This is a genomic window from Veillonella sp. CHU732, assembly GCF_003992085.1.
Lineage (GTDB): Bacteria > Bacillota > Negativicutes > Veillonellales > Veillonellaceae > F0422.
The window spans coordinates 32,162-50,174 of the sequence record NZ_RQVC01000002.1 but is presented as its reverse complement, the minus strand read 5'-3'; the positions used below and the strand labels follow the sequence as shown (position 1 = coordinate 50,174).

Below are 18,013 nucleotides of genomic sequence, written 5' to 3'. Positions count from 1 at the left end.
CTTCTCCTAGTTCTGTACAACACGAGGTACTCTGAAATACCCATTCTCTTCTTCAGGTGCATTTTGTAACGCCGCTTCACGTGGCAATGATGGTTTCATCTCATCTGGACGATACACATTTTGTAATGGCACCGCATGAGCCATTGGCTCTACATCTGTTAAATCTAATTCTTCTAATTCCTCCACATAGGTAAGGATATTACTGAGAGCTTTTTCAGCAGCCTCTAAATCTTTAATTTCTAATCGGGATAATAAGGCAATATTCTTAATTTCCTCTTGACTAATTTTCATAGACACACATCCTTTCAATTTATATATTATACCATACTTTCATGATGAAAGTACCTATTCATAATGTAAGGCATCAATAGGATTTAACTTCGCTGCTTTTCTAGCTGGATATAAACCAAATACAAGACCTATCGTCATAGAGAATCCAAATGATAATAAAATAGGGCCTGTGGTCACTACAGTTTTTAACTTAGCTACTGTAGCAATCAGCTGTGAAGCCCCAATACCTACTACAATACCAATGGCACCACCTACAAGAGAGATAACCACAGCTTCAATTAAAAACTGTGTAATAATCGTTCGATACGTAGCACCTAAGGCTTTACGAACACCAATTTCTCGAGTACGTTCTGTGACAGACACAAGCATGATATTCATAATACCAATGCCCCCAACTAACAAAGAAATCGCTGCCACAGCACCTAGGAATAAGGTCATGGTAGCTGTATTTTCTTCTACCGCCTTCATAATGGACGCCATATTGTTCACATTAAAATCATCAAGATCAGGATTTTTGATGCCATGACGGACACGCAAAATATTTTCTATATCTGCTTGCACCCGTTCTAAGTCTTCGCCTTCTTTTGCTTGAATGTAGATCATACGCAAATAATCAACACCCATCACACGTTCCATCATAGTTGTATACGGTACTACAATAACATCATCTTGATCATTCCCCATAGTGCCAGAACCCTTTTCATCAAGGACACCTACTACTTTAAAAGAATTTTTATGAATCCGAATATCCTTACCAATGGGATCTTCATTACCAAACAAGTTTTTTGCCACTGTGGCACCTATGACTGCCACCCGTTCACGGCGTTCAATTTGACTATCTGTAATAAAACGACCTGATTTCATAGTCCAATTGTTTACATACTGAAAGTCTGCATTAGCACCATTCACCGTTGTGGTCCAATTCTTGTTCATGTACACCGTCAAATACGAATTAGCTGCTACTGGTGAAGCTGCTTGCACGCTATCCATCTTTGAAATAGCTTCATAGTCGCCCATTTTTATCGTTTTATTAGCACCTGCCACAGGACGTACCCCCGGTGTTCTAGGTGCCCCAGGATAGACCATTAATAGATTACTGCCCAAACTGGAAATAGATTCTGTGATTTGTTGACGAACCCCATATCCAATGGATACCAATGCAATCACAGCCGCTACACCAATGATGATACCTAGCATCGTCAGTAATGACCGCATCTTATTCGCAATCAGAGAAGACCAAGCCATTAAGAAACCTTCTTTATACATGGCTTTCACCTCCTAGCTGCAACCCTTTCATATGAGGATTGATTCTATCTTCCACAATGAGGCCATCTTTTAAGACCACATTGCGACCTGCATATTCTGCAATATCTGGTTCGTGGGTGACTAAAATAATCGTACGTCCTTCTTGGTATAATTCCGTAAAGATATGCATCACATCTAAACTTGCTTTTGAATCAAGGTTACCTGTAGGTTCATCTGCCATAATAATCGCCGGGTCATTGGCCAATGCCCTAGCAATGGCTACCCGTTGTCGTTGTCCCCCAGATAATTCTGCTGGCATATGATCCAACCGAGTACCGAGCCCTAATTCTGTCAATAATTGACTAGCCCTCGCTGTACGTTCTGCTTTAGACACTCCTGCATATACCATTGGTAATGCTACATTATCTAGGGCTGTTAATTTTGGCAATAAATTAAAACTTTGGAAAACAAAACCAATTCGTTTGTTCCGCACATAAGCCAATTCATCATCCCCTAGGTGGGCTACTTCTTCTCCATCTAATCGATAGGATCCACTGGTAGGTCTATCAAGACACCCTAAGATATTCATAAACGTAGACTTCCCCGAACCAGAAGGTCCCATGATAGAGGTAAACTCCCCTTCATAAATGGACAAATCAATACCATGTAATACAGGTACCGTTAATTTTCCATTCACATAAGTCTTCGTAATGCGCTCCAAGGTAATGACTGCTTTTTTGGGAGTTTCCATTAGAATGGCCCCCTCTGTTGTTTTTTTGGCGTACTTACATCACCACTGATAATGATTTCATCACCTTCTGCTACTCCAGAAATAATTTCAATTGTAGAATCACCCGTCATACCAGTTTTTACACTGGTTCTAACAGGCTTACCATTTTTGATGACATACACAAATTCTCCTACTTTATCGGAGCGAACAGCAGCCAATGGAACTACCAACACATTTTGTCGTTCTTCTCCATGAATCGTTGCCCGTGCAGTCATACTTGGAAAGAAATGGCTTACATCACCAGCAGGAATTGCTACACGCACTGTATAGTACACTACGGACGAGCTGGTCGTTCCCATACTACCTTTTGTGCCTAAGGAAATACTTTTAACCGTACCTGTGAAAGTCTGACCTGGATGCGCATCGACCGTGAAATCTACTTTGGCACCTTCTTTTACATTCCCAATATCTGTTTCATCAACTGTCAAATAAATTTCTAAATCAGATAAATCAGCGATAGTGGCAATGATCATTTGTGTAGAAATACCAGTGGCGATAGTTTGACCTGCTTTCAAAGGCTCTCCAATAATCGTCCCATCCATAGGAGCTGTAATCGTACTATCTGTTAAGTTTGCTGCTACTTGATCATAACTAGCTTTTGCTTTTTCATAGGCTGCTAAGGCATTATCATAGGTTTGCTGTGAAATGGCACCTTGTGACACTAACGTACGGTATCGATCCAAATCTGTGGCTGTTTGGTTAAGTGTGGCCCTTGCATTATCTACAGAAGCCTGTAATTGACGAGAATCAATAGTAGCGATGACCTGACCTGCTGTTACATGCTGATTGGCTTTCACCAAAACAGATTCTAATTTACCAGGAATATTAGTAGATACATCTACATAGCGAACAGGATTAATGGTTCCCGTTGCACTAATAGTAGATGAAATACTACCTTTTCCTACTTTTCCCGTTGTATAGGTAGGTGCCTCTTTTGTTTGGCTACTACTATACCATTGCCATCCACCAATAGCTACCACTAAGATAGCTACGATGGCAATCCATAATTTTTTATTTTTCCACATGAAATATCTCCTTTCGTTTATTGATTGTATATAAAATACACCAACATAGTGTTCCCTTACTCTAATAGGAGTAACCTTCAACATATAGTATAGACTTTCATCTCCATAAACTCGTTTACACCTGATGATTTAAGATCTTTATATAAGTAGCTCCTAAAAATAGTATAAAGTGCGATATACAGAGGATAAAAAGAAAAGAAAACTAAGGTTAGTTTTCTTTATCTTATACAATACGATGATGAAACTGCTATGAAATTATTGTCCTAATACACGTATTAATTGGTATAAAGAAGTATCTAAAGGATACTCACAGGTCGCAGCTTCCTCATAGGCTATGGCATCAATATGATTACAATGAACGCCTATCAGATGATGTGTATGCCCCTCTAATAAAGCACGTACTCCTGCCTCTCCTAAGCGAGCAGCCATTAGTGCATCATAGGCAGACGGTGAGCCACCACGTTGTAAATACCCTAATACAGTGACAGAAGGTGCATAGGATGTATGCTCTTTAATATATTGAGCTACTTCAAAGGCGCTGTACGCGCCTTCTGCCACGATGATAATACTATTCTTTTTACCATTACGAGTCGTATTTTCTAATGATTCTTTTACCTCTTCTAAAGTCATTGGCACTTCTGGTGTCAGTACCACCTCTGCACCACATGCGACGCCTGCGTACACAGCAATATGGCCTGCATGTCGTCCCATCACTTCTACAATGGCTACACGATCATGAGCTGTAGAGGTATCACGAATTTTGCTCACTCCATCAATGATGGTATTAAGAGCTGTATCAAAACCGATTGTATAATCGGTACCATTCATATCTTTATCAATAGTACCTGGAATTGTCACCGTAGGTAGCCCTAAGTCAGACAACACTTTGGCACCACACATGGACCCATCACCACCAACAACGACGAGCCCGTCAATACCATGACGACGTAAATTATCATAACCTCTCTGTTGATGCTCAGGTTCTTTAAACTCAAGACAACGGGAAGATTTTAGAATCGTTCCTCCCTTGTTCACAATATTCCCTACACTGCGTCGAGTCAAAGGAATAAAGTCTTCTTCTAAAACGCCCAAAAAGCCTCGTTGTATTCCTACTACATCGAGGCCTTCATATATTGCACTTCTTGTAATGGAACGAATGACTGCATTCATCCCTGGTGCATCTCCACCACTTGTCAAAATAGCTATACGTTTCATATTATTCACCTTGGTGTACTTTTCGCCGCTTAAAATATATGCCCTTAGACTTTATAGATCCGTCAATACTTGTCACCAGTTCATCAGTATGGCTGTATGTAGTATCTAACACATGGTCACATTTACGATACAATGGTTTCCACCTACGCATCATCCATGCTACATAACCAGATACATCATCATAGTTCATCGTCGGTCGTTTACCAACCCAACGATTAACACGATTCACAATTCGATAATGTGAAGCACGAATGCCCACAATAAAAGAATATTTTTGCATATATCGTAGTGTACGCATATCCACTGGGAAATTTCCACCTACGGAAATCACCGCTTCATGATACATAGCCACTTTTTTAATCACTTCAAATTCCGCACGGCGAAATGCCTTTTCACCTATTGTCTTAAAAATATCAGCAATAGGCATATTATATCGTTTTTCTAATATACGATCCGTGTCAACAAATTGCCAGCCTTTGGCATCCGCTAAATTTCGACCTAAGTGACTTTTTCCGCTCCCCATAGAACCAATGAGGATAATGTTTCTCTTGATAGTCGTTTTCATGTTGTATAATATCTCATTCTTCCATCTAGTAGTAAATTTTAACTTTATTTTACTATACTCGACTATACTTTGACAAACCATTAGGACTATTTTTTAGTATTTTCATAAATCTTACATTGTAAAGTAGTCACACCTTGTGCGTGAATTATTTTTTCTATCCTAAAACGTAACGTAGGATGTACCTTTTGCATCCCCACCAACCACTGCACCATATCTAGAGTAGAGCCTTGCACTACCACATCTAGAGTTCCCTCTTCTTTATGTGTACTGACCATGATTAGAGGTGTATCTTCTATGGAGGATAACACCAAATGATACAGCCCTTCTAGGTCTAATACAGTATCATCTAATTGTTTCACAAATTGATAACTTTCACTATTTAAAAATGTTGTTTCTGCCTCCTGTGAAAGTATCTCTTCATCAATCTCTGCGGAGATTCGTTTTGCTTCTCCCTGAAAGTACACCGTCATACTAATGCTTATAGTTACCACACAACAGTACATACTAATGACTAGGAGCAGACTTCTTTTGGGAATGGGCAGGGCTTTCCACAGTGCCTGTAATACGACTGCGGTATAGTGTAGTTCCGGATTCTTTTTCCACCACTTCATCATAGTGACGGCGACCTCCTAATCGACTCAATACCGAACTAAACTGATGTAATTCATTTTCATTAGTCCCTCTAGCTTCCACATACCATTGATTCATGGTAGACCACTCGACTAATTGGATGTGATATGTATTCGATGCGTCTAGTAAGTATATACATTCCTTCAACGTTCCCTGTGGTGATGGTTCATCTTTTTTATTTTCTTGAACCATGGTTTCATACACACTATGTGCCTCCTTAGCATCAATATGGTGTGATATTACCTCAGTTTGTTTTTCTACTATATCTTGATACTGTATATATGCTTTTGTACCCATCGCTACTGCACCTACTAAACCAGCAATCAATAGAACCAATAAAGCCCACCATATGTGTTTGTACCGAATATACCAACACATCCACTGTATATCCGGTTCTATGAAAGTAAGATTTGCCTTATTTTCCATCAGTAAGTAACCTAATCGCTAAACCAAATGCCATTTCATGATTTATATTCTGTGGATTATAATTTTCTCCTTTATCTACTATATGAAGAGGTACCTGATCGATTGTTCCATAAGTTTCTAAAATAGACTCAAAGTCAGTAGTTCTCGCTTCATCAAAACCAACTACTATAGCTCCCTTAGGATAGGGTACTTGAAATTGTTTGCTATCTTCATAGACCATTTTACATGCTTCCAATACTTCGTTCACATCTAATGACACTAAGGTATGCGCCGTACAGAATTTATCATTCCACAACGATACTCGCACCTTATCCTCTTCTGGAGTGATACAAAGCATAGATGATTCTCGACCACGACTGAACGCAAGCGGTGCTGTCCAGTAATCGATAACACAAAGATTGCCCCCGCCTTGTTGAATCCCTCGCGCCACCTGTTTAACTTGGTTACGTTCTAAGGCCACGATAAGAATGAACATTAACTCCTCCGTCGTACCTGGCCTAGACGCAAAATCAATGGCATTAGGAAATTCTCCATTCTGAAAGATTCGTTTTCCCTCACGTTGGGCAAATAGATATTGATCTATTTTATGCATCCTCGGTGTTTCCATGTATACTGATTGAAGTGGCGATACAAAGACACAACCAATGGATATGCCTGTTTCTCCATAATAGTCAAAAAACTCTTTCATATCTGTTCCCATATCACTATGCCGCTTTTGAATGATTACATCTTCTAGCACAGCAGTGCCTTCAATGTTGTAGGCTTTCACTCCCACAATTTCATCATGTCCAATGGCAATAGCCATTACTGGATTGGTTTTCATATTGACCCCCTTATTCTTGCACTCCTTCTATGCGTATAGCATCCAATACATCATTTTTATATACTGTTCTAAAGTACACGTCTTGCCTCACATTTGTTTCTGTGCCTACATCGATACATATAAGCCGTAAAGAATATCGTTGTGGCTCTTGCTCTTTATATATAATAGCTTCAATTCGTTCCGTATCTGTTTCTTCTAATACATATTTCGGTGAACCGCTACCAATTATTTCCTTTTGATGTGCTAGAAAGAATTCTTTTCTTGTGCCTAATACTATGCCCCGTTCAATACCATATTGACATCGAACAAACCGATATTCATCCATCATGCTTTGATACGTAATCTGCATCGTCTGTTGCCAAGCTATCCAGGTACCAATAGTCATCATGGCTATCAGCAAAATCATGTACGACACAAAGCCATTTTTCTTTCTCCCTTTCCAGCGGAACATACTAGCTAACCTCTCATGCATTCCTCAATATCACCGTTCTACAATATCTATTTCTAACTACAACTGCTTTCCTTGCCCATTTTTCTAGATATACCTTTTACCTGCACTAACTGCAATCATTTTTTACATATATTTTATATGTAATCTCCCTTGCTCATGACTCAATTCATACTCTTATAAATAGATTATGCATACTAACATCCATGCTTAGTATTTCACTGATGCTATTATTATTCCCTAAAATGACAAGGTACCACCTTACTTTGCCGTATGGTGTAATCTCTGAAGATAGGTAGCATACGGCAGAATGCCTGTCTGTACATGATATCGGTTCTGTCCACCTTCCATAAGTTGAATGTGATCTCGTCTCCAATAAGGTCGTACCTCTGAGTACCAATGTAAATCAACGAGACCATCTGATCGTTCCTGAAAAAATGTAGAACCTTCTGAAAATACATGTATTTTCCCTATCTTGGGACTGATCTCACTTTCCGTAATATCCTGTAATTGTCCATCAGATAGGATAGTCACGAAAGCATCTTGATAGACCCGTATCCGCCAATTGGAAGGAGATACTAACCAGGAGCCATCTTCACTGACTCGTGTTTTTTTCTCACTATAACGAAGACGATTCATAATCTGTATGCGACTAAACCTAGCATCTAATAGTAATTCATGACGGTGATGTAACATATGTAGCCACTTCACACTATGTGATGTGATAAGGAAAAATCCCGTCACTATGGTCACTAGTAACAAGCTACCTAATAGTGCTTCTACTAGTAAAAATCCGTCTATTTTACCTGTACGATTAGTACACCTATAGAAAGGCCTAACAATTTTTACACTCAACATTGTACGTTTCACCCATATATACCTACCTCTCTATGGCCTCTCATGTATTTTATATATTTTACTTCCAGTATGCTCTATATCTCATCTGATTGCATTGTCACTATATTAACTGATTATCCTGTTTCTTGTAGTACCCATGATGCAACTCATTGACTAGGTTCCAACAAATAGGTAGTGAACCGATGTATTTCCTCTCCATGCCGATAAGCGATTACCGTCAATACATGTATTCCATCTCGATGTTCTTCCTCTATCCTCTGAAAGCTTGTAGTCCCTACACTTGGAGGTTCATCAGACTCTAGAGTTTTTCTGTATGCCCAACTAGCTTTCCCCTCTTCCATATATAAAATCATAGCTTGCAGTGCTCTATCTTCCTCCATCATTTTCCCATATTGCTGGATACTGCTCATCATGAGCACAAATAAAGTAGAGCATAATAGGCTCATGACAAACAGTGAGGCTAATACATCCATGTAGAGAAATCCCTCTTGTTGTGCTTTCAAAATTTTGATTCCTCCCAACGTATACGCCCAGATTGTCGAGCAAAAATAAAGGTTCGTTTATAGCGAATCACAGAATCCACTAAGGTGACGGTAAACACTTTCCCTACCCCCTTATGACCTGCAAAGCGCAACACCTGAGATGTACCTGTAAATTCAATATGCATAGAGGGAGGTAACTCACGATAGACCATAGTACTAGACCCATTGATATATCCATATCTAGTTCCGTCTAATACTATACGATTACCACCTCCAACACGCTGTAAATTCCCATATAAGGTAGCTATCTGCATACGCTTGATATGCGCAAATAAAATACGTCCTTCTCGATCAAAATGGTAGTACTCTCGTTGTTCTCCATTATTTAAGAGCAACACCATGCCGATGATAAGAGAGCAAATCGTCATATATAGCAAGACTTCCACTAACAAGGAGCCTGTTTCTGTGTGCCTAACTACTTTCATCATAGCCACCTCTCAAAAGGATAGATGAATAGTAGAATCGTTGCCACACTGAAAGAAGGACCAAAGGGAATATAGGTATGATTTGGAGATGTAAGACGCCACACACAACTGTACAAGATGCCAATCATAGAGGAAAGTCCGCATAATGCCAAGCATTCCCCTGATGTGAGCCAACAACTAATGGCCATCAACCATTTGATGTCACCCAGTCCCACACCACCATGGCTAAACCACCGTAATGACCACCACAATCCGCCCATACAGAGAGCATTGATGACTATCATCAGCACATCACCATTACCTATCCACTGGTAAACAAATCCACATATACAAATTAGAATCGCTCCCTCATCGGGAAGAATATAATATAGCTTATCGATGGTTGATCCCCAAAAGAGCGTTACCTCCAGCATATAAAGAAGTCCCAGTTCATAGATATTCGTAATGTATCCAACTTGATAGGCATAGCAAAGCCCTACTGTCCCTATGATATGAGCAGAGATAGACATAAGGCACCACATACTGTGTGTTTTCATATAGGTCCAAGAAACAATGAGATAGAGGCTTGCAACTCCTGTGACACCAGCAATACCTCCTAGTACATACTCCATATTTCCCTCTTCCTTCTACTAATTACTTGTCCGCATCAGGTGCTGTGACAGCAATATGTTTACCTTTACCACCTTCATTTTGTACACTGGTGATTGTGTACTCTCCCCCTTTAGGAGTTTTCACATGTTCTGTCAAATACCCTTCTTTGTACAATGTATCTACAGTCGGTACTGTATCCGTAGATTGTTCCATCATATACAGCTGTGCTGCGTTGGAAATCGTTGTGACATCCGATTTAACTTTCGCTTCCTTCGCCTTGTTTGAGGCATTTAAAAATTGTGGCATTGCTAAGGATGCTAAAATGGCAATGACTGCCACCACAACCATTAATTCCACTAATGTAAATCCATCTTGTTGCTTACGTTGTCGTAAGGACAAACGTTGTCGAAATGCTTCCATACTTCCTCCTATTGAATAGCTGAAATTGAATTAAACATCGGTAGCATTACTGCTACCACAAGTAAAGCGATTATACTGCCCATAATACTGAGCATAATAGGTTCTAATAATTGTTCTCCTCGTTTCACAGTCCGTTCCAAAATTCCTTTATAGTACGTATGCCCTTGATCTAACATACTTTCTAGGTCACCCGTTTCTTCTCCGATGCGAAGCAAATCCCATATAAAAGAAGTCCCTAATTGCACCTCTTCTAATGAATCCGTAAATCCATGCCCTTGGGAAATACGAGTTTTCACCTCTCTTTGTAAGGTACTCGCCCAACGATTACCCCATAGCGATTCTGTCATATCCAACAGTTGTAACAAAGGCATTCCACTTTGTAAAAGTAGCTTCCAAATCTGACACATGCGTACCATCGTATACGCCATAAGCCATTCTCTTCGTGCCATACATAGCCAAACCTTACGATGCACGCTAAACTTCACAGATTCTCGTTGGTACGATTTCCACAACCCCATACCCAATACTAGTAAGCCAATCAATAGATATACACCTTTTTGTTGTAACCAAGTACCTCCAGTAAAAAGGGCTGCTGTAAGAGGTGGCAATTCTATTTGCATGCTCTCGAAGACAGATTTAAATTGCGGTAAAATAAAATCTACTGCAACACCTACAAATACTATCATAAGTACCACCAAAAATGATGGATATGTAACGGCTGATACCAATTGTTGGCGCAATCGATGCTCCTCTTCGTACATACTTTGAATCATCCCTAAGGATTCCACTAAGGTTCCTGATGCTTCACCCGCTTCCAGTATAGTTGTAACAATGACAGGGCAATGGTACTTGGTTAAACTTTTTGACAATGCCATACCACGTCCTACATCTTCACGAATATCTTCATAGGGGATAGTAGATCCTTTCGTATTGGTCATCATATCTAAGGCTTTTCGTAACGATATACCTGCACCCAACAACATATGCAATCGATAGGCAAAGTGAATCATATGAGCTGTTTTCCATTGTTTCTTTTTTTCCTTCCCCACAACACATTCCAAGTGAATCGGCGTTATGGATTGATAGGCTAGCTTTGCCTGCACTTCTTCTTCTGAATCACCCCATACTTTGCCTGACACTATTTTTTTGTCCGTCGAAAATCCTTCATAGGTATACCAACTCATAGATGTTCTCCACTAATTTACCTGTAATACAGACTCTAACACTGGCGATGACCCATAGATAGACCGTAGCTCGGCAACTGCCATTTCCAGTGTTTTCATAGGCCTTTGCGTTTCTTGTAAGGATACGATTTGCGGTTCCTTTCGTTGACGGATCAAGTTTGCTACTGCTGGGGTATTAATCAAAATATCTCGTACCGGTATAAATCTATCGTCGATGACTATCAATTGTTGACAGATGACGGCTCGTAATATCTGTGAAAGTTGTGTTCGTACTTCTTCTTGTTGGTGCGCAGGGAACATGGAAATCATCCGATTAATGGACATGGTAGCACGTTGTGTATGTAACGTAGCAAATACGAGATGCCCCGTTTCCGCCGCATGTAATACTGCTTCCAAGGTTTCCCTATCCCGCACCTCACCAATTAATATCACATCTGGATCTTCTCGCAATGCATCTCGGATACCGTCCGCCATATGATGAAAGTGTGTATGCAATTCCCGTTGATGTATCAAGGACAGTTGATGGTCTAAGACATATTCAATGGGATCTTCTAACGTAATAATATGACGGCGCATACTTTCATTAATATGCATTAAGCAAGACGTAAGGGTATACGATTTTCCTGAACCAGTGGCACCAGCTATGATGACCAGCCCCTCTTTGAAAGAAGAAATACGGCGCAATAAATTACCTTCTTCCGAAGTGTCTAGCCCCATTTTAGGGGGATACAAAATACGCAAGGTACCGCCCCAACCAGAACGCCAGCGGAATAGATGCACCCGAATACGTAAACCTTCAAAAGTCATGGCTCCATCATAGGACATCATAGTATCCGATATGGTAGATACTTGGTCGGTTAAAAACGTTATCATATCTTCATCAGATAGTTCATATTCCGTAGGCACTACATCCATACCTAATCGCCAATAGACCGTCCCACTTTGTACATGAATATCTGTGGCTCCTCGCTCTATAGCTTCGTGCAATACCTGTGACCAAATCATAATACTACCCCCACACGGCGAACTTCCTCTTCCGTAGTCAACCCCTCTTCAATAGCTTGGCGAGCCGATTCTTCCAAAGAACAAAGCAGATATGAATCTAGCTGTTCCCAATGGCAATCATAGTTGGGAATAGCTAATAACTCATACAATCCACAGCGACCACGATACACCCCATCCACTAAAGTTCGTACCAATCGTTGCGAGATAACACCAGTCAAGGTGGCACGTACTAGATACTCTTCCACCCCCATATCTACCAATCGTTCCACCACACCTAGGGCATGGTTCGTATGAATTGTGGATAGCACACGATGCCCCGTAAGCGCTGCCTGTACCGCTAACTGCGCCGTTTCTTGATCTCGAATTTCACCAACCACTATGGTATCTGGGTCATGCCGTAAAATAGCACGCAATCCCTTACTAAAAGTCATACCAATCTGTGGCTGTACACCAATTTGAACAGCTTTTTCTACGATACGTTCCACTGGATGCTCCAAGGTAATAATTTGCTCCTCATCCCCATTGAGTTCTTGCAATAATGCATACAAGGTAGAACTTTTACCAGACCCTGTAGGCCCACACACAAGCAGTAACCCATGTGGACGTGCCAATAACCTGCGCACCTCTGCACTAATATGTTCCGGCATGCCTAATTCTTCTAAAGATTTTATCTGCTCATCATGCCAAAAGAGACGGCATACAAGACTTTCACCATACACAGACGGCAAGGAAGACATACGTATCGTTCCTGAGTGATTTTCATGAGTCCACACATAACGCCCATCTTGGGGCAATCTTTTTTCACTAATATCTAAAGACCCTAACACTTTCAAACGATTCATCACTTGCTCGCCTTCTGGCATGGGAATCCGAGCTATCTCTTGCAAACGACCATCCAAACGAAATCGTACTTGCACCTCTTTTTCTAAGGTATCAAAATGCATATCACTAGCTCCACTTTCATAGGCACGCTGAAAGAAATGATCCAGCTCAATCTCCACATGGTACATAATGTCACCTCCTTTACTTGCGTACTTAGGATTTCTCTATGTTCCCGCTAAAATCCTAGAAAACACTCCTACCAGTCAACCTTGACTGGTAGTGCTATTTTAGGAGAAATAAATCAAAAAAGGCTGCAACAAAATGTAAGTCTACATTTCGTTACAGCCCTTGCGTATTGGCATGTCTAGCTAATCTCCTTATCTCAAAATAAGTTCCTAGCGTTTTTTCTGTTTTTTATTGGCTTCACCTTGTTGGAGCAATACTTTTTTCACTTCATCATGAATGAATTTAGAGTATTCTTTCACACCAGTATCATTCGGGTGGATGCCATCATCTCCGAGCCAATCTCGATGTTTCGATGCTAGGCTAGCCCAGTCGATGATATGTACATTTGGATGTTCTTTGGCAAGCTTAGTTAAGTACGCATTGTTGGCCTCAATCCACTGGATACCTGGCGCATAATTGTTAATCCAGAAAATCTGACGATTTGAACCTAAATACTGCACCAATGCTTTTGTTTCATCTTCATAATAACCTGTAATAGGTCCATTAGTACCAAGACCAATGAGGACCGCATTGCCTAATTGTTGGTTCGCATCCATTTGTTTCGCAATCCCTAAACCTGCCCCTACATAGCGAGATACTTTAGCATCGATTTGGATACCTGCAAAGTCTTGTCGCAATGCATGAGCGGAGCCAAGCATGACAGAATCACCAATGGCTGCCATATGCACCATATCTTGTGGATCGCTGACAGTAGACAAATCGATCACCTTCGCATTTTCTGCAGCTTGGGATTCTGCATTCTTCGCCAATCGTACTTGTAACTCTGTCACGTCTTGTTGCTTCTCTGCAGGTGCTGTAGCGAAAGCATACACACCTAGGACAATACAAACAGTCCCAACGATAGATAACACTTTCACATAATAGGAACGAATGACATCCACAATGGCACGGACACTGTCTTGACGGACACACCAATTTGTCACCGCTTCAGACCAAAGTGTAAGACCAATGATAACCAGCACTAAGACCAAATAATAGGCAATGGGTGATGCAAAATAGTCCATAAGCCCCATATGTTCAAAAAGGTAAATCATTGGATATTGCCATAAAAACAATCCATAACTATGTTTACCTAACCATGCTAGAACAGGCATATCCACCAATTTTCCAAGTGGTGCATTAGGATGTTCTACTAACCACACCATGAAACCAAATAAGCAAGTAAATGCTACCATACCATAGGTGTAAAGAGAAGGACTTTGTCCATCTAAATAGATATATCCTACTACGGTGGCAATGATGCCTGCCAATAGGAATATACTGCTGATGACATTTCCTTTCATAGTGCCCAACGGATATAGTTTTTGTTCACTCCGATGCAATCCTAAAAAGGCGCCCAATAGCAAGGCGAATAACCGTGTGTCTGTACCGTAATAAAAACGAGATACGTCCATACCCTCTGTATATAGTAGTGGCATAATGACAGAGGAACCTAATGCCAACACCAACATCCATACTAGACCGATGGTGTAACTCCACTGCTTTTTCAGTGCTGTATAGGTCCAATATAAGAGGGGCCAAATGACAATGTACTGGATTTCCACCCCTAAAAACCACATATGGGTGAATGGCGATGTGTTCACTAAACGGGTGAAATAATCTGCATTTTGTGCGATTTGCCACCAGTTATTATAGCCTAGCAAAATGGACATCACTTCTGGGCGTATGCCCGCTAGTTTGTCAGGTAACAGCAAATGCCACAGTCCTAAGATGACTGCCACCATCAACACTAAGGGAATGAGAATCCGCTCCGCCCTACGTTGAAAGAATTTTGAAATGCTGTAATTTCCCAACTTCCATTGTTGATTGGTGGTGAAAGCTAATAAATACCCCGATAATACAAAGAAAAGGGAAACCCCCATGAACCCGCCACTGGCTGCATGGGGAAATAGATGAAAGATAGTGACGCCTAGAATTGCTAAGCCTTTTAGCCCGTCAAGGCCTTTCACAAACTGACCTGGTTTGACTCCTATAATACGTTTTTTCTGTCTGGAACCGAGCCCTTGATGCGGTTCTTCTAACTCTGGTGGCATACTGTGTCTTCCCTTCTGTCATGAATACTATACAATGCATTTTTCGATACGTAATATACATTATAGCATAGAGAAAGAGCACTGCGTAGAGTGAAATTGATGAAATTATCCCTTTAATGTTAACTTGTAAATACGAGATGCATCGACATTCGGATTCTTTCTCATTTCATCATGAGTAGCTACTACACATTCGATAGTAGTAGGATCTATTTTGCGGATGAAAACGTAGCCGTCGTCAGTGTCAACGTGCTCTTCTTCAATGAATAAATTCTCATAACTAACTTCATCAATAGGCATATTCCCTTCGTGAGCCCGCGCTTCTTTTGTGTAATAAATGTCTAACTCATCGCAAGTGCATGCCATGAAAGGAGCCCATGACTGATATGGTACTTTCTCACCAATCAAGCACTCAAATGTCTCCTTACGACTTTTGATACCTAATAAGTAAGGAAATGGAACTTCACCCTCTTCATCCACCTCATAAGGAATAACAAAAACATCACGAGCACTATCAATACTACGAATCAGTCCAAACGCAACACCAGTTTTACCTGTGCGCATGGTTTCAAAATTTTGCATATCTGTTTCCTCTTTAACTATCATATAAGATGTTGGTAGCCTGTTAGTTCACTGATTCTCTGTATCTTTTTATCAAAATCTGATACATAGCTAAATGCGACATTAAATGCTACTACTAATGGCTTCAACCGCAACGAATACCCGTTCATCTTTTATACTTATTTTTTCTGTATACAACATAGTATCTAAAATATGCTTCCGTTCCTCTGTGATGTCTACCCCAGAATCTGTAATGGACTTCACTAGTGCTTCTACATTGAAAGATGCTCCTAACGGTGGATATAATCGGAAAATATTAGACACATCTCGTTCTCCTGATAAATAAGCATCCAAGTCATCTAGTTCATCTAAGAGACGGATTACCAATTGTTCCTGTAATAAACGAGCTTTACAAGAGTTACCGGCTAATAAAATATGCAAAGGCCATGTCCATTCTGATTCATTCCCTTTGTAAGCACGATGAAAGGTAGACATGAAGTTATCAATGCCATCATTTATTTGTTGTTTGATAACTTTTTGTAACATGCTTACATCTACTTTTACAGGGACTGTTTTCTTTTCCTTATTCGTAGTGTATAAATCAATGTTTACATCTCCCGTGCTATATTCCGTAGCATAATCACCTTTTTCTTCCCAAATCGGACGTAGACGACTCGCTAATAATTTTAAGTTTAGATAAGAAACTTGATCACCACTATCTACATCTTTTACGAGCATTTGACTACCATCGAAGCGTTTACATTTCTCATTCGGAAGAACGATGGTAATCTTATTGTCACGCATCACTTGTTGGTTTGCTTTAAACACTTCATAGGCTAAGATATTAATGATATTTTCACCGCCTAATAATGAGTCCCCACCATTATCAAACTGTTTGATTTCATAATAGAATTTTTTATTTTCTGAAATGTATTCTTTTCCAAAATCAAAGTCAGTAGTACCTCCTCCAAAATCGAAGACACCATAGGTCGGAGATGGATCTGTATCTCGCTCAATCGGTTCTACTTGGTATGCTTTTAAAGCACTCAGTGCATAGGCTGCTGGCTCGCTTGCCCCTGGTTTTACTTTAAAACGCTTCATAGCTTCTTTGTCATTGAGAACTCGCTCTGGTAAAGATTTACGAATACCCCGTTCAAAGCTTTTTGTAATTCTATCACGAATATCGGAAGCGTAATTCACTGGGAATGATAGATAGTATTTGACACAAATACCGTGTTGCATGTTATTGATATATAAACCTAAATAATAGGCATAGATTTCAATAGGGTCAAAATCACCATCTTCTAATGTGGTATATGGTTTTAACTCAATCTTCTTCCCTGTACTGTCTTGTAATAATTGACGGCGACCTGTGGCATTGGCCCATTGTTTCAACTCATTGAATACAGAATAATACACATCGGCATGAATATCTTTTTGATAGATTTTTTCTGCTGCATGATGGGATACGGTCATATCCTCCCAGCGTGTAGGTGGACGCCCCTCCTTGCTATGATAGTCCTTCATGAAGCGGTCGTAATCAATGATGTGCAAGGCTGTTGGGTTTTCATAGTCTTCCATACGAGGCTCTGCCCATTGATCCGAGGCGCCAATCCGTAGCAAGGAAGATTTCCTATCATGATACACCACTACCGTGCTTTTCGTACCGAAGTCGATGGCACAAGTAACCTTTGTATTTACATCGGCTAATGGATCACGTGCCACTAACGCTTCTCCTTTTGGCAATGGAATTAGCACTTTATCTTCACCCATATCACCTTGTAACATTTCAAATAAGTCCCAATGACCTTTATTCACATCTCGCAATATATCCATTTCATAGGGCTGAATATTAGCACGAGTAGTTTCTA

At 40.3% G+C, this 18,013-nt stretch carries 21 protein-coding genes; all 21 read right to left on the bottom strand.

All coding sequences use genetic code 11. The features are described from left to right. Nucleotides 1-6: 6 nt before the first annotated feature. The 21 genes from gatC to EO121_RS01000 all read right to left on the bottom strand — a co-directional run bounded on the left by gatC (nt 7) and on the right by EO121_RS01000 (nt 17,978). Complete coding sequence (gatC, locus tag EO121_RS01100; RefSeq protein WP_126938694.1) at nt 7-291, bottom strand: Asp-tRNA(Asn)/Glu-tRNA(Gln) amidotransferase subunit GatC; 285 nt, start codon at nt 289-291, stop codon at nt 7-9. A 54-nt stretch (nt 292-345) separates the two neighbouring features. Continuing rightward, a complete protein-coding gene (locus tag EO121_RS01095) occupies nt 346-1,557 on the bottom strand; it encodes an ABC transporter permease (protein WP_127165448.1) in 1,212 nt (403 codons plus the stop codon). Then, nucleotides 1,550-2,287 carry an ABC transporter ATP-binding protein gene (locus tag EO121_RS01090; RefSeq protein ID WP_127165447.1) on the bottom strand — a complete coding sequence of 246 codons (738 nt, stop codon included), beginning with the start codon at nt 2,285-2,287 and terminating at the stop codon, nt 1,550-1,552. Before EO121_RS01090 ends, EO121_RS01095 begins: the two co-directional genes overlap by 8 nt. Further along, nucleotides 2,287-3,351 carry an efflux RND transporter periplasmic adaptor subunit gene (locus EO121_RS01085; RefSeq protein WP_127165445.1) on the bottom strand — a complete coding sequence of 355 codons (1,065 nt, stop codon included), beginning with the start codon at nt 3,349-3,351 and terminating at the stop codon, nt 2,287-2,289. The genes EO121_RS01090 and EO121_RS01085 overlap by 1 nt, the downstream gene beginning before the upstream one ends. Nucleotides 3,352-3,606: 255 nt before the next feature. Beyond that, a complete protein-coding gene (pfkA, locus tag EO121_RS01080; RefSeq protein ID WP_127165443.1) occupies nt 3,607-4,566 on the bottom strand; it encodes a 6-phosphofructokinase in 960 nt (319 codons plus the stop codon). Between the two features lies 1 nt (nt 4,567). Next, a complete protein-coding gene (locus tag EO121_RS01075) occupies nt 4,568-5,131 on the bottom strand; it encodes a shikimate kinase (protein WP_127161280.1) in 564 nt (187 codons plus the stop codon). An 86-nt stretch (nt 5,132-5,217) separates the two neighbouring features. Then, a complete protein-coding gene (locus tag EO121_RS01070) occupies nt 5,218-5,622 on the bottom strand; it encodes a hypothetical protein (RefSeq protein ID WP_164725823.1) in 405 nt (134 codons plus the stop codon). 13 nt (nt 5,623-5,635) lie between these two features. Continuing rightward, a complete protein-coding gene (locus tag EO121_RS01065; RefSeq protein WP_127165440.1) occupies nt 5,636-6,187 on the bottom strand; it encodes a hypothetical protein in 552 nt (183 codons plus the stop codon). Then, complete coding sequence (locus EO121_RS01060; RefSeq protein ID WP_127165438.1) at nt 6,177-7,010, bottom strand: hypothetical protein; 834 nt, start codon at nt 7,008-7,010, stop codon at nt 6,177-6,179. Before EO121_RS01060 ends, EO121_RS01065 begins: the two co-directional genes overlap by 11 nt. A gap of 10 nt (nt 7,011-7,020) precedes the next feature. Next, on the bottom strand, nt 7,021-7,482 hold the full coding sequence (locus tag EO121_RS01055; RefSeq protein WP_164725822.1) for a hypothetical protein: 462 nt from the start codon (nt 7,480-7,482) through the stop codon (nt 7,021-7,023). Between the two features lie 237 nt (nt 7,483-7,719). Beyond that, nucleotides 7,720-8,328, bottom strand: coding sequence for a hypothetical protein (locus tag EO121_RS01050; RefSeq protein ID WP_127165434.1), 609 nt, complete (start codon nt 8,326-8,328; stop codon nt 7,720-7,722). Nucleotides 8,329-8,462: 134 nt separating this feature from the next. Further along, nucleotides 8,463-8,819: a hypothetical protein gene (locus EO121_RS01045; protein ID WP_127161274.1), complete on the bottom strand. Its 357-nt coding sequence runs from the start codon at nt 8,817-8,819 to the stop codon at nt 8,463-8,465. Further along, nucleotides 8,816-9,283 (bottom strand): hypothetical protein, encoded by a 468-nt coding sequence (locus tag EO121_RS01040; RefSeq protein ID WP_127161273.1) that lies wholly within the window; start codon nt 9,281-9,283, stop codon nt 8,816-8,818. The genes EO121_RS01045 and EO121_RS01040 overlap by 4 nt, the downstream gene beginning before the upstream one ends. Then, nucleotides 9,283-9,894 carry a prepilin peptidase gene (locus EO121_RS01035; protein WP_127165430.1) on the bottom strand — a complete coding sequence of 204 codons (612 nt, stop codon included), beginning with the start codon at nt 9,892-9,894 and terminating at the stop codon, nt 9,283-9,285. The genes EO121_RS01040 and EO121_RS01035 overlap by 1 nt, the downstream gene beginning before the upstream one ends. 22 nt (nt 9,895-9,916) lie before the next feature. Then, complete coding sequence (locus tag EO121_RS01030) at nt 9,917-10,294, bottom strand: competence type IV pilus major pilin ComGC (RefSeq protein ID WP_127165428.1); 378 nt, start codon at nt 10,292-10,294, stop codon at nt 9,917-9,919. 8 nt (nt 10,295-10,302) lie between these two features. Further along, nucleotides 10,303-11,478 (bottom strand): type II secretion system F family protein, encoded by a 1,176-nt coding sequence (locus tag EO121_RS01025; protein WP_127165427.1) that lies wholly within the window; start codon nt 11,476-11,478, stop codon nt 10,303-10,305. A 12-nt stretch (nt 11,479-11,490) separates the two neighbouring features. Then, complete coding sequence (locus EO121_RS01020) at nt 11,491-12,483, bottom strand: type IV pilus twitching motility protein PilT (RefSeq protein WP_127165425.1); 993 nt, start codon at nt 12,481-12,483, stop codon at nt 11,491-11,493. Then, nucleotides 12,480-13,493, bottom strand: coding sequence for a GspE/PulE family protein (locus EO121_RS01015; RefSeq protein ID WP_127165423.1), 1,014 nt, complete (start codon nt 13,491-13,493; stop codon nt 12,480-12,482). The genes EO121_RS01020 and EO121_RS01015 overlap by 4 nt, the downstream gene beginning before the upstream one ends. A 207-nt stretch (nt 13,494-13,700) precedes the next feature. Then, entirely contained in the window at nt 13,701-15,584 is a 1,884-nt protein-coding gene (locus tag EO121_RS01010) for an acyltransferase family protein (RefSeq protein WP_127165421.1), read from the bottom strand. Between the two features lie 105 nt (nt 15,585-15,689). Next, entirely contained in the window at nt 15,690-16,163 is a 474-nt protein-coding gene (locus tag EO121_RS01005; protein WP_127165419.1) for a hypothetical protein, read from the bottom strand. A gap of 102 nt (nt 16,164-16,265) precedes the next feature. Beyond that, the gene (locus EO121_RS01000) at nt 16,266-17,978 is read right to left on the bottom strand and encodes a hypothetical protein (RefSeq protein ID WP_127165417.1); all 1,713 of its coding nucleotides are present in this window, start codon (nt 17,976-17,978) and stop codon (nt 16,266-16,268) included. Between the last annotated feature and the right edge of the window lie 35 nt (nt 17,979-18,013).

Excerpts from the sequence above, each read along its gene's own strand:
- gatC (WP_126938694.1), bottom strand. The coding sequence starts at position 291 with ATGAAAATTAGTCAAGAGGAAATTAAGAATATTGCCTTATTATCCCGA.
- EO121_RS01095 (WP_127165448.1), bottom strand. The coding sequence starts at position 1,557 with ATGTATAAAGAAGGTTTCTTAATGGCTTGGTCTTCTCTGATTGCGAAT.
- EO121_RS01090 (WP_127165447.1), bottom strand. The coding sequence starts at position 2,287 with ATGGAAACTCCCAAAAAAGCAGTCATTACCTTGGAGCGCATTACGAAG.
- EO121_RS01085 (WP_127165445.1), bottom strand. The coding sequence starts at position 3,351 with ATGTGGAAAAATAAAAAATTATGGATTGCCATCGTAGCTATCTTAGTG.
- pfkA (WP_127165443.1), bottom strand. The coding sequence starts at position 4,566 with ATGAAACGTATAGCTATTTTGACAAGTGGTGGAGATGCACCAGGGATG.
- EO121_RS01075 (WP_127161280.1), bottom strand. The coding sequence starts at position 5,131 with ATGAAAACGACTATCAAGAGAAACATTATCCTCATTGGTTCTATGGGG.
- EO121_RS01065 (WP_127165440.1), bottom strand. The coding sequence starts at position 6,187 with ATGGAAAATAAGGCAAATCTTACTTTCATAGAACCGGATATACAGTGG.
- EO121_RS01060 (WP_127165438.1), bottom strand. The coding sequence starts at position 7,010 with ATGAAAACCAATCCAGTAATGGCTATTGCCATTGGACATGATGAAATT.
- EO121_RS01055 (WP_164725822.1), bottom strand. The coding sequence starts at position 7,482 with ATGCATGAGAGGTTAGCTAGTATGTTCCGCTGGAAAGGGAGAAAGAAA.
- EO121_RS01040 (WP_127161273.1), bottom strand. The coding sequence starts at position 9,283 with ATGAAAGTAGTTAGGCACACAGAAACAGGCTCCTTGTTAGTGGAAGTC.
- EO121_RS01035 (WP_127165430.1), bottom strand. The coding sequence starts at position 9,894 with ATGGAGTATGTACTAGGAGGTATTGCTGGTGTCACAGGAGTTGCAAGC.
- EO121_RS01030 (WP_127165428.1), bottom strand. The coding sequence starts at position 10,294 with ATGGAAGCATTTCGACAACGTTTGTCCTTACGACAACGTAAGCAACAA.
- EO121_RS01025 (WP_127165427.1), bottom strand. The coding sequence starts at position 11,478 with ATGAGTTGGTATACCTATGAAGGATTTTCGACGGACAAAAAAATAGTG.
- EO121_RS01020 (WP_127165425.1), bottom strand. The coding sequence starts at position 12,483 with ATGATTTGGTCACAGGTATTGCACGAAGCTATAGAGCGAGGAGCCACA.
- EO121_RS01015 (WP_127165423.1), bottom strand. The coding sequence starts at position 13,493 with ATGTACCATGTGGAGATTGAGCTGGATCATTTCTTTCAGCGTGCCTAT.
- EO121_RS01010 (WP_127165421.1), bottom strand. The coding sequence starts at position 15,584 with ATGCCACCAGAGTTAGAAGAACCGCATCAAGGGCTCGGTTCCAGACAG.
- EO121_RS01005 (WP_127165419.1), bottom strand. The coding sequence starts at position 16,163 with ATGCAAAATTTTGAAACCATGCGCACAGGTAAAACTGGTGTTGCGTTT.
- EO121_RS01000 (WP_127165417.1), bottom strand. The coding sequence starts at position 17,978 with ATGGATATATTGCGAGATGTGAATAAAGGTCATTGGGACTTATTTGAA.